Origin of the sequence: Gilliamella sp. Occ3-1, from assembly GCF_001690655.1 — a bacterium.
Classification (GTDB): Bacteria; Pseudomonadota; Gammaproteobacteria; order Enterobacterales; family Orbaceae; genus Gilliamella; species Gilliamella apicola_P.
In genome coordinates this window covers 151,778-166,833 of sequence record NZ_LZHQ01000027.1, presented here as the reverse complement: position 1 = coordinate 166,833, position 15,056 = coordinate 151,778, and the positions used below count along the sequence as shown (strand labels likewise).

Genomic DNA, 15,056 nt, shown 5'->3' with positions numbered 1-15,056 from the left:
TTAAGCTCAGTTCGGCAAACATCTGTTTAAGCTTACGGTTTTCAGCCTCCAGCTCCTTTAAGCGTTTGATATCCGAAGTTTCCATTCCGCCGTATTTTTCCCGCCATTTATAGAAAGTTGAATTACCCATGCCATATTTACGACAGAGTTCTTTAACCGGAATACCCGCTTCAGCTTCTTTTAAAATAGCGACGATTTGATGTTCAGTCATTTTTTTCATGTTTAAATCCTCTTTACTTTTATCATAGAGAATTTTCTACTTTTTTGCTGTATTATTTTAGGGGAGAGTTACAGCTTGACTTACAAATCCTACCCCTATAATGCCGATTTTTTCCATATAGTTACTCTGTTTTTATTTGTTTACCTGATTTGCGTTATAATATTTATAAAATAAAAGATGGTAAATGGCTTTAAAATTGTTTTATTAACAACTGGAGATTGGTAATATGGATCTTTTTAGAAGTATGAAGGCATTTGTATTGACTGTGAAGACAGGTTCATTTGCATCAGCTTCTATTTCATTAAATACCTCTCCGCAAATGGTTGCGAAATATATTCTTTTTTTAGAAACGCAATTAGGGTTAAAGTTACTTAATCGAACAACACGTTCACAAAATCTTACTGAATTTGGTAAGCAGTATTATGAGCGCTGTGTGAGTATTTTAGGTGAAGTTAAAGCCACCTCTATGCTTGCGCAACAGTTTTTAGATAAACCTAGTGGTGTGCTTAGAATTAGTGCACCATTTACTTTTGGTAATTTTACTTTAGTGCCATTAATTAGTAGTTTTATGAAGTGTTATCCCCAAATTAGTGTCGATATACAATTAAGTGATCGTTATGTCGATTTAATTAAGGACGGTTTTGATATCGCTTTTCGGATTGGTGATTTGAGTGATTCAGGCCTTATTGCTCGTAAACTTAATCCTCATCAACTTATTTTTGCTGCCTCACCAGATTATTTAGCGCAATATGGTGTTCCATTAATACCTGATGATTTGAAAAAGCATCAATGCTTGATTTACCAATATGTGAATCAGAATAAAAAAGATCATGTTTGGTCGTTTATGATTAATGGTGAAATAGTCAATATTCCTATATCAGGGACATTTAAAAGTAATCAGACTTCAGCGTTAGCGATAGCTGCGATTGAAGGACTAGGTATCACCATGTTGCCAGAATCTATGTTACAAGAACCAATTAAGCAGAAAAAATTATTTCCCATATTACAAAAATTTTTACCACCTGCCAAGCCGCTTAATATGCTTTATACTGCTGATCGTCAGCAACCACCAAAACTAAAAGCATTTATTGAATTTGTGTTGAATGCAATATCGTAATAGGTTTGTTTTTATGCATAATAAAAAAGGCGATTTGCTCGCCTTCTTTATAATTACCATAATTGATTCTACAATTATTTTATTGTAGCTAAAGTGCTTACTTCTTTATCTAACATATTGTTTAGATAAACTAAATCATTAGCAGTTAAAGTTCCTACTGCATATTTTAATTGTAGTAAACTGGTTAAATAGTTATATTTTGCATCTGATAAATTTCGTTTAGAACTGTATAGTTGAGTTGTTGCATTTAATACGTCAACAATTGTTCTTGTTCCTACTTGATAACCAGAATTGGTTGCTTCTAATGAACTTTGTGCCGAAACAACTGCTTGTTGATAAGCTTTGATTGCGCTAATCGATGATGAAATATTGTTGTACGATGAACGTACTTGATTAATTACACCACGATTGGTGCTTTCTAATTTTTCGCTAAAGCTCACGTACTCTTGTTGTGCTTGCTCAACTTTAGACATTGTTGCTCCACCTGAAAAGATAGGTAGGTTTACACTGACGCCAACATAGTTGTTTCCTGAATAAGATTTGCCTCTATGTGCTCCAGGTGTGATGTTGTTACCATATCTGTCAGTTTTATTCAAATTAGTTGATGCATCTAAACTTGCTGTAGGTAAATGTCCTGCCTGTGAGAGTTTGATTTGTTCACGCGCTATGTCTTGATTTAACCTCATTGTTAATAAATTAAGATTAGCTGTTTTAGATTGTTTTAACAATGTGCTGATTTGTGCTGGGGATTCTGTTTTAAATGTATTGGTGTTAACACTAGCTAAACTTGAATAAAAACGACCACTCACTTGGCGCAATGCTTCAATGGCGTTATTTAGATCATTTAATGCATTAACTTGTTGTGCAACAGTTAAGTCATAATTGGCCTGAGCGTTTTGTACATCAGTGATTGCTACTAAACCAACTTGATGTTGTTGACGAGTTTGTTCTAACTGACGGCCAATTGCTTTTTTCTGTGCATCAATAAAGCTTAATGCATCAAGTGTTTTTAATACATTAAAATAAGCGACAGAAGTATTTAAGATTAATGTTTGACCTTGGTATTGATAGGCAATATCAGCAATACTTGCTTGTTTTTTAGTAATATCCAAGGCTTTCCAATTTGAGAAATTAAAAATGCTTTGAGATACTGCGACTTGGTATAAGTTGCCACTTTTAGATTTTACACCACTTGTATCACGTCGACCATGAGTAACACCATATGAAGCATTTAAACCAACTTGTGGTAATAAACTTGCTCGAGAACCTGAAATTGCTGCGTATGCTTTATTTTTTTCAGCTAATGAACTACGTAGATCTGGGTTAGTTTCTTTTGCTTGTTCATAAACTTGTATCAAATTTTCAGCAAAAACAGATTGGCTTAACGCTAAGCCAATTAAAAAGGTTAAGGTTTTTTTCATCAATCTTCTCTTTAAAAATCATTAAAATTAAAATATTGTAGTATTTTTAATGGTACAATTTTAACAGATAATTTGCATATAGTAAGCATTGTTTGTTTGCCATCCGCACTTTTTATTCAAATTCAGCTTAAATTTGAGATTTTATATGAAAATTAAAAACAGTCTGGTAAATTTTGACAAAAATGATGTGTTTAATTTAACGAAACGAATCTTGTATAAAGGTTTTTTTTCTTTGTTTGAATATCGTTTTCAATATCGAAAATTTGATGGTTCAATGAGTGAGATTGTTACTCGTGAAATTTTAGAACGTGGGCATGCGGTTGTACTTTTAGCATATGATGCAAAACGTGATGAAGTTGTGCTAATTGAGCAAATCAGGATTGCTGCTATTGAAACCCAAGATAGCCCTTGGATACTAGAACTTATTGCTGGTATGATGGATCATGAAAATGAATCATTTGAAGAAGTAGCAAGACGTGAAGCAATGGAGGAGGCGGGAGTTGTTATTGGTCGATGTAAACCCATCATCAGTTATTTAGCATCTCCTGGAGGTTTAACTGAACAATTGCACATTTTGGTGGGTGAAGTTGACTCATCAACCGCTGAAGGCATTCATGGTCTTGACGAAGAAAGTGAAGATATTAAAGTTCATGTAGTAAGTCGAACTCAAGCTTATCAATGGGTTAAAGATGGAGTGATTAACAATGCTGCATCAATTATTGCTCTTCAATGGTTAGAACTTAACTATCAATTATTGAAAGAAGAGTGGATATAACTTTTCTGTAAGCAATTTTAATTATTTCTTTCATAAAAGTGAATTATATTTTACAATTTTATGAAAAGTAGAATTTATAATAAAAATCATGTTTCCAGTTTCAATGTCTATTTTATTACTGACATTATTAACCATAATTATAGATTAATAAATAATTGGGGTGAATTTTGGAGTCATTTTTAAAACTTCCAATCCGTAATAAAAATTACGGTAAAATATTACATATAACTGATACTCATCTTTTTGCTGATGACGTTGGAACATTGCTTGGTGTGAATTCTAATGCAAGCTTTCTAGCTGTTATAAATGAAGTTGAACGTAGTAATAAGAAGTTTGATTTAATTGTAGCAACAGGTGATTTTGTACAAGATGGCTCTAAAAAAGCTTATGCTCGTTTTGCCGAACAAATAATTAAGCTTGATACTCCTTGTGTGTGGTTGGCTGGCAATCATGATAATTATGAGTATATGCAAGATGTGTTTGCAAATTATCATTTTGCTGATAATAAAGTAGCTTTATTGGGAGATAATTGGCTGATTATTTTATTGAATAGCCAAGTTGTTGGTCAGGCTTATGGTTTTTTACCTGAATTCGAACTTGAGTTCCTACACAATATTTTAACTGAACATCCTTATAGAGGCGCGTTAATATTTTTACACCATCATCCAGTTGATTCTGGTTGTCATTGGCTAGATCATCATATTTTAAAAAATAGTGACCAATTAGAGGAAATTATTCAAAAACATTCCAATGTAAAAGGGATTGGGTGGGGACACATTCATCAAAAACAAGATTATGTTTGGCATAATTGTAAGGCATTTTCAACTCCTTCGACTTGTTTTCAATTTAAACCTGAATGTTATGATTTTCAATTGTCAAGTGATGATGCACCGGGTTGGCGAGAAATCACACTTAATATTGATGGTTCTATTGAGAGTGATGTTTATAGATTAAAGAATAATCATTTTTTACCAGATGTTTCTCAAAACGGTTATTAGTAAGTAGTAATCATAATAAGCTTAAAATTGGTTAATAATCACAACAAAGGTGCGAAAAAGTAAAAAAGCCGCTCAACGATGCGTTGCCAAATAGGGCGCTGATTCCACTCCTTGGGGTTTATTTTATCTGAATTAGATAAATATTTTTGTAAGAGAACTGATAGCGATTTAGCAAATTCTGCATCGTCAATCACAGTTGTAATTTCAAAATTAAGCCACAAACTGCGCATATCTAAATTAACAGTTCCGACAAGACTTAATTGATTGTCAATTAAAACACTTTTGGTATGTAGTAAATTATCATTGAATTGATAGAGTTTTACTCCGCCGTTTAATAATTCAGAAAAGAATGCTCGACTTGCCCATTTTACCATTAATGAGTCATTATTTTTAGGAATGATGATGATGACTTCAACACCTCGCTGTGCGGCTGTGCATACTGCATGCAAAATATCATCACTTGGTACTAAATAAGGTGTAGTGAAAATTATTTGTTCTTGTGCTGAATAAATTGCCGTTAATAACACTTGGTGGATCATGTTTTCCATGTAACCAGGACCCGATGCAATTAATTGCATAATATGTTTTTTATCTTCAGGTGGTTCAGCGAAATCAGTAATTTTCGGTAGTGATAAATATTTGCCTGTTTCTAGCTCCCAATCACTGGCATAGAGAGCACCCATAAGGGTTGTAACTGGGCCTTTCATTCTGACCATGATATCAACCCATTTGCCAACATGTTTATTTTGTTTGAAGAAACGCGGATCGACAATATTCATACTACCAGTATAAGATATATAGTTATCGATAATAGCTACTTTGCGGTGTTGACGTAAATCTAACCGCCTAAACATAAAACGAAGTAAATTTACTTGTAATGCTTCGACAATGATGATGCCAGCATCACGCATTCTTTTACTAGCATTACTTTTAATAAAATGCCTGCTACCGGCAGAATCAACCATTAATCGGCAAGTTACACCTCGTTTAGTTGCTTGAACAAGTGCTTGCTCGACATCATCAGCACGACCGCCTTCATTCCATATATAAAATACCATTTCGATATTTGATGTCGCATGATTTATATCATCAAGTAAACGGTCAAAAATTATGTTTGTTTCACTCAGCAACTCAATATTATTGCCATAAATTCCATCAAGACCAGTTTGATGTTTACATAGCTGAAAAATCGGTCTACTGACTTGGCTAACTTTATTGGTGAATATGTCGGGAAAGTTACTTAGTTGGTTAATAAACTTGGAAATAGCTGGGCGCATTTTTTGTGCGCGTTTAACTCGTTGCTGACCTAAGTGAACTTCACCCAATAAGAAATAAAGAAACACACCGACAAGTGGTAAAATATAAATAACCAGCATCCATGCAATAACATAAGTTGTAGGTCTTCGCTTAAAGACAATCCGTAATGTTGTTGATACGACGATCAACCAATAAACAAGGAAAATTAAGGTACTAATTAATGCATGGAATGAGGTAAATTGCATATTTCATTAGCTATCAGTTAAGTTTAATTTATTTATTGAATCTTTAGTACAATCATAATTTTGAAATACTTCAGGTAATGGCTTTGGGTTGTTATGTTTATCTACTGAAACATATGTGAATACGGCATCTGTTATGCAAAAGCGTTGTGTTGAATCAGATGTATCAATTACTTTTTTAACCCAAACTTCAATACCAATTGTAATAGAAGTCTTTCCAGTTTTGATGCAATGTGCATAACAACAAACAACATCTCCCACCATTGCAGGTTTATAAAATGTAATACTACTAGCATTTACTGTTACAACTCGATTTCTTGCTATTTCTTTTGATAAAATGCCACCGGCAAGATCCATTTGAGACATTATCCATCCACCAAAAATGTGACCATGCGGATTAGTGTCAGCAGGCATTGCTAGCGTTCTAAGTACTAATTGACCTTTAGGGGCTATATTTTGTGTCATACTAAAATACTCCGTATGTACAATTTATTTATTGTTTGTATTTTTATTCATATTTTTATAGATATAGATGCCTGATATTAATGATAATAGTAAGGATGCACCAGGTAAAATAAATACTTTAAATATCCAAAAGAAATCATCTGAGGTGTAATAGGTAGCACCTAAGCTACAAGCACCACATAATATAAAAAAGAAAATCCATAATAAATTTAATTTATTCCAGATGGTTATCTCTAATCGTATTTCTTTTCCTAGCATTGTTTGAAGTAGGTTTTTTTTGAAAATAAATTGGCTAATTAATAAGGCTAAAGCAAATAAGAAATTAACAATAGTCACTTTCCATTTAATAATATTGGGATCACGCATATAGAGTGTGAATCCACCAAAAACCATAACCATCAGATAAGAAATTAGCTCTACTTTATCTAGTTTTCTATATAAAATAAGAATCAGAAGAAAACATGCTGTAGCAGCAATCATTAATGCTTGAACGCCAACAAAGACATCATACATGGTTAGAAATACAAAAAAGAATATAAGAGGAATAAAATTTAAAAGTTGTTTCATTTAATTGTTATCCTAGCACAATAGATGAATTGATACATTACTAAATAAGTAGAAAGCCTATTTGAATAGGCTTATTTTTTGTGATGAAGTTCAGGATGAGCTTTGCAATCGCCCGATTGACAATGTCCATACAAATACAAACTGTGGAAAGTTAAATTAACACCATGCTGTTCAGCGATCTCTTTTTGTCTAGCATTGATAATATCATCGCGAAACTCGAATACTTCGCCACAATCTAAACAAATTAAATGGTTATGATGTTGTTGTGTTGCTAGTTCGAAAACTGCTTTGCCACCCTCGAAGTTATGGCGAGTAACAATTCCAGCATCATCAAATTGATTCAAAACACGATAAACGGTTGCAAGTCCAATTTCTTCCCCCATATTAAGTAGTTTTTTATAAAGATCTTCTACGGTAATATGTTGGCATGAAGGATCTCGCAATAATTCTAAAATCTTTAATCTTGGTAATGTAACTTTTAAACCAGCGCTTTTAAGTGCTTCATTATTATCATTATCATGATTTGTCATATTACTTTCCAATTAATTTATTGATAATTACCCATTATAGGAATTATGTAGGGTAAATAAAAGAAATCATTCCAATAGATTAAATTTTCATTTCGATTTTGACTTGATTTACCCAATTGTTAATACGTTCTTCAGTTAATTCTGGTTGACGATCCTCGTCGATGGCTAAGCCAACGAAATGGGTGTCATCAACTAAACTTTTAGATGATTCGAAGCTATAACTTTCGGTTGACCAGTGACCAACAATTTTCGCGCCTTTGGGCTCAATAATATCGCGAAGTGTTCCCATGGCATCACAGAAATACTCAGCATAATCTTCTTGATCGCCACAACCAAAGATAGCCACTGTTTTACCGCTAAAATCAATTTTTTCTAAATTAGGAAAAAAGTCATCCCAGTCTGCTTGAGATTCACCATAGTACCAAGTTGGGATACCGAAAAATAGATAATTGTATTGTTCAATGTCTTCTTTAGTGGTTTTTGCAATGTCGAAAAGCTCAGCTTTGTCACTACCTAAAATAAGTTGAATTTGCTTTGCTACATTTTCTGTATTGCCTGTGTCACTCCCAAAAAAAATACCAACTTGTTTCATATTTGTACCTTGTTATTTACGATATTAAAATATTTTAGGAGTATATCATTGTCACTTACTATCAGCAATAATTCTAAATTACACAGAACATAACTTATTATGTACTATACAATTTATTCATCTTGCATTAAAATTATTGTCTATTTTTTATATTAACTTAGGTTGTAGGATTTCATTATGAACTTGCATGAGTATCAATCTAAATATCTTTTTAAACAATATAATTTACCCGTACCAGAAGGGTACGTTTGTAATTCAATTAGTGAAATACAAGATACATTAGCTGAATTATCTTCTGGGAAGACTTCAGATGCTTTGGTTGCTAAATGTCAAGTTCATGCAGGGGGAAGAGGTAAAGCAGGTGGTGTTATTTGTACTCAAAACTATAGCGAAATAATGCAATTTGCTGAAAAATGGTTAGGGCAATATCTGGTTACTTATCAAACCAATGATAAGGGGCAGCCAGTTAATAAGATTTTAATTGAAAAAGCATCTAATATTCAGAAAGAGCTTTATTTAGGAGCGGTGGTCGATCGTAGCTCTAAGCGAGTTGTAATTATGGCCTCGACAGAAGGTGGCGTTGATATTGAAAGTGTTGCCGAAAAATCCCCATATTTAATTCATAAAACCTCGCTAGATCCTTTAACTGGCCCTTGTGCTTACCAAGGGCGTGAACTTGCGTTCAAATTGGGATTAACAGGTAAATTAATTAATCAATTTACAAAGTTATTTATTAATTTTGCAAAATTATTTTTAGAAAATGATGTTTCATTAGCTGAAGTTAATCCATTAGTGATTACTGATTCCGATGAACTAATTTGTTTGGACGCAAAAGTTGTGTTAGATGATAATGCCATTTTTAGACATCCTAATTTAAATATTTTAAGGGACACAACTCAAGAAGATGAACGTGAGTCAATTGCCGCAAAACAAGGTATTAGCTATGTATCTTTAAATGGCAATATTGGTTGTATGGTTAATGGTGCAGGTCTTGCGATGGCAACTATGGATATTATTAAACTACATGGTGGTTCGCCGGCTAACTTTTTGGACGTTGGAGGTGGCACAACGAAAGAGCGGGTTGCCGAAGCATTTAAGTTAATATTATCTGACAAAAACGTGAAAGCGATTTTAGTTAATATTTTTGGAGGTATTGTTCGTTGCGATTTAATTGCCGATGGAATTATCAGTGCAATTAAAGAAATAGGTCTTACTGTTCCTGTCGTTGTTCGCCTTGAAGGTAACAATGCACAACTTGCTCGAGAAATTTTAGCTGAAAGCAAATTAAATGTTATTACTGCAGAAAGTTTAATAGATGCTGCCCAAAAAATTATTGCTGTTGCCTGAGAATAGGTCGCATGGAGAATAGTTATTATGTCAATTTTAGTTAATAAAGAAACCAAAGTTATTTGCCAAGGATTTACTGGTAGTCAAGGAACTTTTCATTCTCAACAGGCGCTTGCATATGGTACTAAATTAGTTGGTGGCGTGACGCCAGGTAAAGGTGGAACAACCCATTTAGGCTTGCCCGTTTTTAACACTGTTAAAGAAGCGGTTGTTGCGACTGGCGCAACTGCAAGTGTTATTTATGTGCCAGCAGCATTTGGAAAGGATTCTATTTTGGAAGCAATTGATGCAGGTATTAAACTAATAGTCTGTATTACTGAAGGTATTCCAACTTTAGATATGCTTGTTGTTAAAGCAAAATTACAACAAAACAATGTCGTAATGATTGGACCAAATTGCCCTGGCATTATTGTTCCTGATGAGTGTAAAATAGGTATTATGCCAGGATATATTCATCGGGCAGGAAAGGTTGGGATCGTTTCTCGCTCAGGAACATTAACTTATGAAGCAGTCAAACAAACAACTGATATTGGTTTAGGGCAATCAGTGTGTGTTGGTATTGGTGGTGACCCTATTCCTGGTAGTGATTTTATTTCTATTTTAGCGTTACTAGAACAAGATCCTAAAACTGAAATTATTGTTATGATCGGCGAAATTGGCGGTAGTGCCGAAGAAGAAGCAGCTGAATATATAAAAAAACAAGTAACCAAACCTGTAATAGCTTATATTGCTGGTGTTTCAGCACCATCAGGAAAACGCATGGGGCACGCAGGTGCAATTGTTTCTGGAAAGAAAGGTTCAGCCGCAGAAAAATCTAAAGCCTTGCAATCTGCAGGTATTACAGTTGTAACAAGTCTTACCAATATCGGCAATGAAGTAAAAAAGCATATTAAAATGTAATTTTTTTTGACATATATCAATTTCATTCTGTAGTTATCGGTGTATAATACCCGTCATTAACGTAGAAATTTATGAGCATTTAAGAATTAGGGAGCGTTTATGCTAGATATAGTAGAACTTTCACGCCTCCAGTTTGCTCTTACTGCAATGTATCATTTCATTTTTGTTCCATTAACGCTAGGATTGGCGTTTATGTTAGCAATTATGGAAACTGTATACGTTATTAGTGGTAAGCAAATCTGGAAAGATATGACAAAATTCTGGGGTAAATTGTTTGGTATCAACTTTGCAGTAGGTGTCGCAACAGGTTTAACCATGGAATTTCAATTTGGCACTAACTGGTCTTATTATTCACATTATGTGGGAGATATTTTTGGTGCACCGTTGGCAATGGAAGGTTTAATGGCATTCTTCTTAGAATCAACCATGGTGGGTTTATTCTTTTTTGGTTGGGATAGATTAAGTCGGGTTAAACATTTAATGGTGACTTGGTGTGTTGCATTTGGTTCTAACCTTTCAGCTCTTTGGATTTTAGTTGCTAATGGTTGGATGCAATTTCCAGTAGGATCTGAATTTAATCCTATCAATTCACGCATGGAAATGGCTAACTTTTATGAATTGATTACTAACACAGTTGCTCAATATAAATTTGTTCATACCGTTGCAGCTGGTTATCTGACAGGAGCTATATTTATTTTAAGCATTAGTTCCTACTATTTGTTAAAAAAACGTGATGTTGCTTTCGCTAAACGCTCTTTCGCTATTGCGGCTACATTTGGATTTATCACATCGATTGTTGTGGCGATTATGGGAGATGAAGCAGGTCATGAGATGACAAATGTTCAGCCAGCTAAACTTGCTGCAATTGAAGCTGAATGGGAAACTCAACCTGCTCCAGCATCATTCAATGTTATTGCATTCCCATCTCAAAGTAATAAAGAAAACTTGTTTGCAATAGAGATCCCGTATGCTATGGGAATAATGACCACTCGTTCACTTGATACTCAAGTAACAGGATTAAAAGATATTTTAGCAAATAATGAAACAAGGATTCGCAATGGAATATTAGCCTATAGTAATTTGGAGAAAATCCATCAGGGTAATCAAGATCCTACAGTACTGAAAGCTTTTGAAGATAATAAATCTGATTTAGGTTATGGTTATTTAGTTAAACGTTTTACTGATCGTGATAATTTGACTATACCTCAAGCGACTGAAGAACATATTAAAGCTGCGACAGAAGACTCTATCCCTACCGTGTGGCCTCTGTTTTGGGCTTTCAGAGTTATGGTCGGTCTTGGCGTGTTAATGATTCTTGGTACTGGATTGGCTTTATGGACAACTTATAAAAATAAAATTGGTGAAAAACTTTGGTTGCACCGCTTATTAATTCTTTTTTTACCGTTCCCTTGGTTAGCATGTGAATCAGGTTGGTTTGTTGCGGAGTATGGTCGTCAACCTTGGGCAATTCAAGATATTTTACCAACTGGAGTAGCAAATTCATCATTAACAGCAGGTGAAGTGTTATTCACTATGGTACTTATTTGTGGACTTTATACACTGTTCTTAATTGCTGAATTATTCTTAATGTTTAAGTTTGCTCGCTTAGGACCGAGTTCTTTGGGTACAGGCAACTATCATTATGAAAAAACGCAACAGGTAACAGAATAGGACATAGGGAGTATACACAATGATTGATTACGAAATTGTACGCGTCATCTGGTGGGTACTAATTAGTATTGTTTTAATTGGTTTTGTTGTAACAGATGGTTTTGATATGGGAGTCGGTATCTTATTGCCGTTTATTGGTAAAACTGATACAGAACGTCGTATTATGATTAATGCAATTGCTCCTCACTGGGATGGTAACCAAGTTTGGTTAATCACTGCTGGTGCAGGAATATTTGCAGCTTGGCCAATGGTATACGCTGCGTCATTTTCAGGTTTTTATATTGCAATGATTTTAGTTCTTTGCGCACTATTTTTTAGACCAATTGGTTTTGATTATCGTAGTAAACTGGAAAATTCTAAATGGCGTAATTTATGGGATGGCGGCATTTTTGCAGGTAGCTTTGTACCTGCATTGGTCTTCGGTGTAGCATTTGGTAATTTATTAGAAGGTATTCCTTTTAGATTTGATAACTCTTATCGTGTTTTTTATGATGGTAACTTCTTTGGTTTGCTTAATCCTTTTGCGCTATTAACAGGTGTTGTGAGCTTAATGTTGTTTGTTGCTCATGGTGGCGCATGGTTACAAATGAAAACATCGGGTGAACTTTATTTAAGAGCCAGAAAGGCTACACAAATTGCCAGTTTAGTTATGTTAATTGCATTTATTTTAGCTGGAGTTTGGGTTGCATTTGGTATTCATGGTTATGAAATTACCAGTGTAATTGATTATAATGCTGTATCTAACCCATTGACTAAAAAAGTTTCTACAGATTCTTCATGGTTAGCCAACTACATGGATTATCCTATTTTATGGATAGTTCCTACTTTAGGTATAGTGTTACCATTATTGACTATTCTTTTTTCTAGTCTAAATAAAAATGCATTAGTATTTATTTCATCAGCATTGACAATTATCTGCGTTTTATTTACATATGGTATTGCAACATTCCCATTTATTATGCCTTCTAGCATTATGCCAGATGCTAGTTTAACTATATGGGATGCATCTTCAAGTCAATTAACACTTAATATTATGTTTATTGTGGTTCTTATTTTTTTACCTATTATTCTTTTATACACCATTTGGTCCTATATAAAAATGTTTGGGAGATTGGATAAAAATCATATCGAAAATAATAAACATTCTCTTTACTAAGGAAATATTATGTATTACGTTTTATGGTTTATAGGAATTATTGCTGCATGTATGTTATCGGTTGTTACCGGCTTGTTAGTTGAAAGAAACAGCGAAAAAGAATCTTATAACAAATAATATTAATTAAAAATTAATATGAAAGGTGGCAAGAGTTGTCTTTTATGTTAGTAAGTAAATTGTTAAGAAAAAATGAAAATGATAATTGTTTTCATTTTTTCTTTTTTATATCATAGTGCAGCGAAATTTATATTCAGATATAATAGTACCAAATTTATTTAGTGCGATATGGATATGAAACAATTCAATTGGTGTGCAAGAGTTTATTATGAAGATACAGATGCTGGCGGAGTAGTTTATCATGCTAGATATCTAGCCTTTTTTGAAAGAGCTAGGACTGAAGTACTAAGACAAGTTGGCATTAGCCAACAAACGTTATTACAAGAAAATATTGCTTTTGTGGTCAAAAAGATTGAGATTAACTACCATTTTCCGGCTCGTTTAGATGATATGTTGACTATTAGTTCTAGGATTGTTCAAGTTCGCAAGGCGTCTATTATTTTTAAACAGACTATTTTTAATCAAAATGAACAAGTTATTAGCACGGCAGATGTTCTTATTGCCTGTGTAGATATCACTAAGATGAAGCCTTGTGGGCTTCCTAAGTTATTAGTTTTGGAGTTTATATAAGTGGAAAATCTGAATATTATTAATCTTTTTTTGCAAGCGGGCTTGTTAGTGCAATGTGTTATGTTATTGTTACTTGCTTTTTCTGTTATATCATGGGCTATTATATTTCAACGGACTAAGATTTTAAGTAAGGCTAAAAAGCAAGTTGAGCAATTTGATAATAGCTTTTGGGCCGCTGATGATTTGAATGTTTTATTTGATAAAGCGAAATTTTATAAAGAAGATATTAGCGGTACAGAACATATTTTTTATTCAGGTTTTAAAGAGTTTTCACGGCTGTACAAAATTAATCCAAATATGGCCGAGTCAGCCTTAGATGGAGCTTCACGTTCTATGCGTTTAGCTATGAATCGCGAGCTTGATGTTCTAGAATTACATATACCTTTTTTGGGTACAGTGGGTTCTATTAGCCCATATATCGGCTTATTTGGTACTGTTTGGGGGATTATGCATGCATTCATTTCTTTAGGTGCAGTTAAACAGGCAACGTTACAGATGGTTGCGCCAGGGATTGCTGAAGCATTAATTGCAACCGCAATTGGTCTATTTGCTGCTATTCCTGCCGTACTTGCTTATAATCGTTTATCATTGAGTGTGAGTCGAATTGAACAAAGCTATCTTAACTTTATTGATGAATTTTCTGCAATTTTACAACGCCAAGCAGTTGCTGTTAGGAAATAATTATGAGTAGAAGCAGACGTTCTCGTTATTCGACTAAATCTGAGATCAATATAGTACCTTTACTTGATGTACTATTAGTATTAGTGCTTATTTTTATGGCAACAGCACCAATTATTAGCCAAAGTGTTGAAGTTGATTTACCTGAAGCATCGGAATCTAAAACTGTTTCGTCTTCAGAAACTAAACCAATTATTATTGAAGTATCTGGAGTTGGTGTATATGCACTGATCATTGAGCAGGATCGTCAAGACAATTTACCACAAGAAAAAATTGTTGCAGAAGTCAAGCAACAGATGTCGCTTAATGAAAAGGCTATTTTTTTAGTTGGTGGAGCTAAAGATGTTCCATATGAAGAAATTATAAAAGCGTTGAATTTACTACAATCTGCAGGTGTTAAGTCTGTAGGGTTAATGACTCAACCAATTTAAAC

18 protein-coding genes are annotated in these 15,056 nt (G+C 33.8%); 11 read left to right on the top strand and 7 right to left on the bottom strand.

Annotation, left to right across the window (positions count from 1 at the left end):
• On the bottom strand, positions 1-220 hold a 220-nt coding region (locus A9G43_RS08265; RefSeq protein ID WP_065606286.1), incomplete at its 3' end, for a transposase.
• A 226-nt stretch (positions 221-446) separates the two neighbouring features.
• Between A9G43_RS08265 and A9G43_RS08260 the strand changes: the two genes are divergently transcribed.
• Positions 447-1,337, top strand: a complete 891-nt coding sequence (locus tag A9G43_RS08260) for a LysR family transcriptional regulator (RefSeq protein WP_065608185.1) — start codon at positions 447-449, stop codon at positions 1,335-1,337.
• A 74-nt stretch (positions 1,338-1,411) separates the two neighbouring features.
• Here A9G43_RS08260 and tolC read toward each other — a convergent pair whose 3' ends face one another.
• Entirely contained in the window at positions 1,412-2,758 is a 1,347-nt protein-coding gene (tolC, locus tag A9G43_RS08255) for an outer membrane channel protein TolC (RefSeq protein WP_065608184.1), read from the bottom strand.
• A gap of 145 nt (positions 2,759-2,903) precedes the next feature.
• Between tolC and nudF the strand changes: the two genes are divergently transcribed.
• Both nudF and cpdA read left to right on the top strand, forming a co-directional pair.
• A complete protein-coding gene (nudF, locus tag A9G43_RS08250) occupies positions 2,904-3,533 on the top strand; it encodes an ADP-ribose diphosphatase (RefSeq protein ID WP_065608183.1) in 630 nt (209 codons plus the stop codon).
• Positions 3,534-3,700: 167 nt separating this feature from the next.
• On the top strand, positions 3,701-4,531 hold the full coding sequence (cpdA, locus tag A9G43_RS08245) for a 3',5'-cyclic-AMP phosphodiesterase (RefSeq protein WP_065608182.1): 831 nt from the start codon (positions 3,701-3,703) through the stop codon (positions 4,529-4,531).
• A gap of 38 nt (positions 4,532-4,569) precedes the next feature.
• On the opposite strand, the gene cls is transcribed toward cpdA, so the two are convergent.
• From cls to fldA, 5 genes are all read right to left on the bottom strand, one after another.
• Positions 4,570-6,033 carry a cardiolipin synthase gene (cls, locus tag A9G43_RS08240; protein WP_065608181.1) on the bottom strand — a complete coding sequence of 488 codons (1,464 nt, stop codon included), beginning with the start codon at positions 6,031-6,033 and terminating at the stop codon, positions 4,570-4,572.
• Positions 6,034-6,039: 6 nt separating this feature from the next.
• Positions 6,040-6,495, bottom strand: a complete 456-nt coding sequence (gene yciA, locus A9G43_RS08235; RefSeq protein WP_065608179.1) for an acyl-CoA thioester hydrolase YciA — start codon at positions 6,493-6,495, stop codon at positions 6,040-6,042.
• A gap of 24 nt (positions 6,496-6,519) precedes the next feature.
• Positions 6,520-7,062, bottom strand: coding sequence for an inner membrane-spanning protein YciB (locus tag A9G43_RS08230; protein ID WP_065608178.1), 543 nt, complete (start codon positions 7,060-7,062; stop codon positions 6,520-6,522).
• 71 nt (positions 7,063-7,133) lie between these two features.
• Positions 7,134-7,592 (bottom strand): ferric iron uptake transcriptional regulator, encoded by a 459-nt coding sequence (gene fur, locus A9G43_RS08225; protein WP_065608177.1) that lies wholly within the window; start codon positions 7,590-7,592, stop codon positions 7,134-7,136.
• A gap of 79 nt (positions 7,593-7,671) precedes the next feature.
• The gene (gene fldA / locus A9G43_RS08220; protein WP_065608176.1) at positions 7,672-8,184 is read right to left on the bottom strand and encodes a flavodoxin FldA; all 513 of its coding nucleotides are present in this window, start codon (positions 8,182-8,184) and stop codon (positions 7,672-7,674) included.
• Positions 8,185-8,361: 177 nt separating this feature from the next.
• On the opposite strand from fldA, the gene sucC reads away from it, so the two are divergent.
• The 8 genes from sucC to tolR all read left to right on the top strand — a co-directional run bounded on the left by sucC (position 8,362) and on the right by tolR (position 15,054).
• The gene (sucC, locus tag A9G43_RS08215; protein WP_065608175.1) at positions 8,362-9,531 is read left to right on the top strand and encodes an ADP-forming succinate--CoA ligase subunit beta; all 1,170 of its coding nucleotides are present in this window, start codon (positions 8,362-8,364) and stop codon (positions 9,529-9,531) included.
• Positions 9,532-9,558: 27 nt separating this feature from the next.
• Entirely contained in the window at positions 9,559-10,431 is an 873-nt protein-coding gene (gene sucD, locus A9G43_RS08210; RefSeq protein WP_065608174.1) for a succinate--CoA ligase subunit alpha, read from the top strand.
• A 99-nt stretch (positions 10,432-10,530) separates the two neighbouring features.
• Positions 10,531-12,102 (top strand): cytochrome ubiquinol oxidase subunit I, encoded by a 1,572-nt coding sequence (locus A9G43_RS08205; RefSeq protein WP_065608173.1) that lies wholly within the window; start codon positions 10,531-10,533, stop codon positions 12,100-12,102.
• 19 nt (positions 12,103-12,121) lie between these two features.
• Complete coding sequence (gene cydB, locus A9G43_RS08200; protein ID WP_065608172.1) at positions 12,122-13,258, top strand: cytochrome d ubiquinol oxidase subunit II; 1,137 nt, start codon at positions 12,122-12,124, stop codon at positions 13,256-13,258.
• Positions 13,259-13,267: 9 nt separating this feature from the next.
• Entirely contained in the window at positions 13,268-13,375 is a 108-nt protein-coding gene (locus A9G43_RS10905) for a cytochrome bd oxidase small subunit, CydX/CbdX family (protein ID WP_141674050.1), read from the top strand.
• A 174-nt stretch (positions 13,376-13,549) separates the two neighbouring features.
• Positions 13,550-13,945, top strand: coding sequence for a tol-pal system-associated acyl-CoA thioesterase (gene ybgC / locus A9G43_RS08195; protein ID WP_065608207.1), 396 nt, complete (start codon positions 13,550-13,552; stop codon positions 13,943-13,945).
• Complete coding sequence (gene tolQ, locus A9G43_RS08190; protein WP_065608171.1) at positions 13,946-14,626, top strand: protein TolQ; 681 nt, start codon at positions 13,946-13,948, stop codon at positions 14,624-14,626.
• A 2-nt stretch (positions 14,627-14,628) separates the two neighbouring features.
• On the top strand, positions 14,629-15,054 hold the full coding sequence (gene tolR / locus A9G43_RS08185) for a colicin uptake protein TolR (protein ID WP_065608169.1): 426 nt from the start codon (positions 14,629-14,631) through the stop codon (positions 15,052-15,054).
• Positions 15,055-15,056 lie beyond the last annotated feature (2 nt).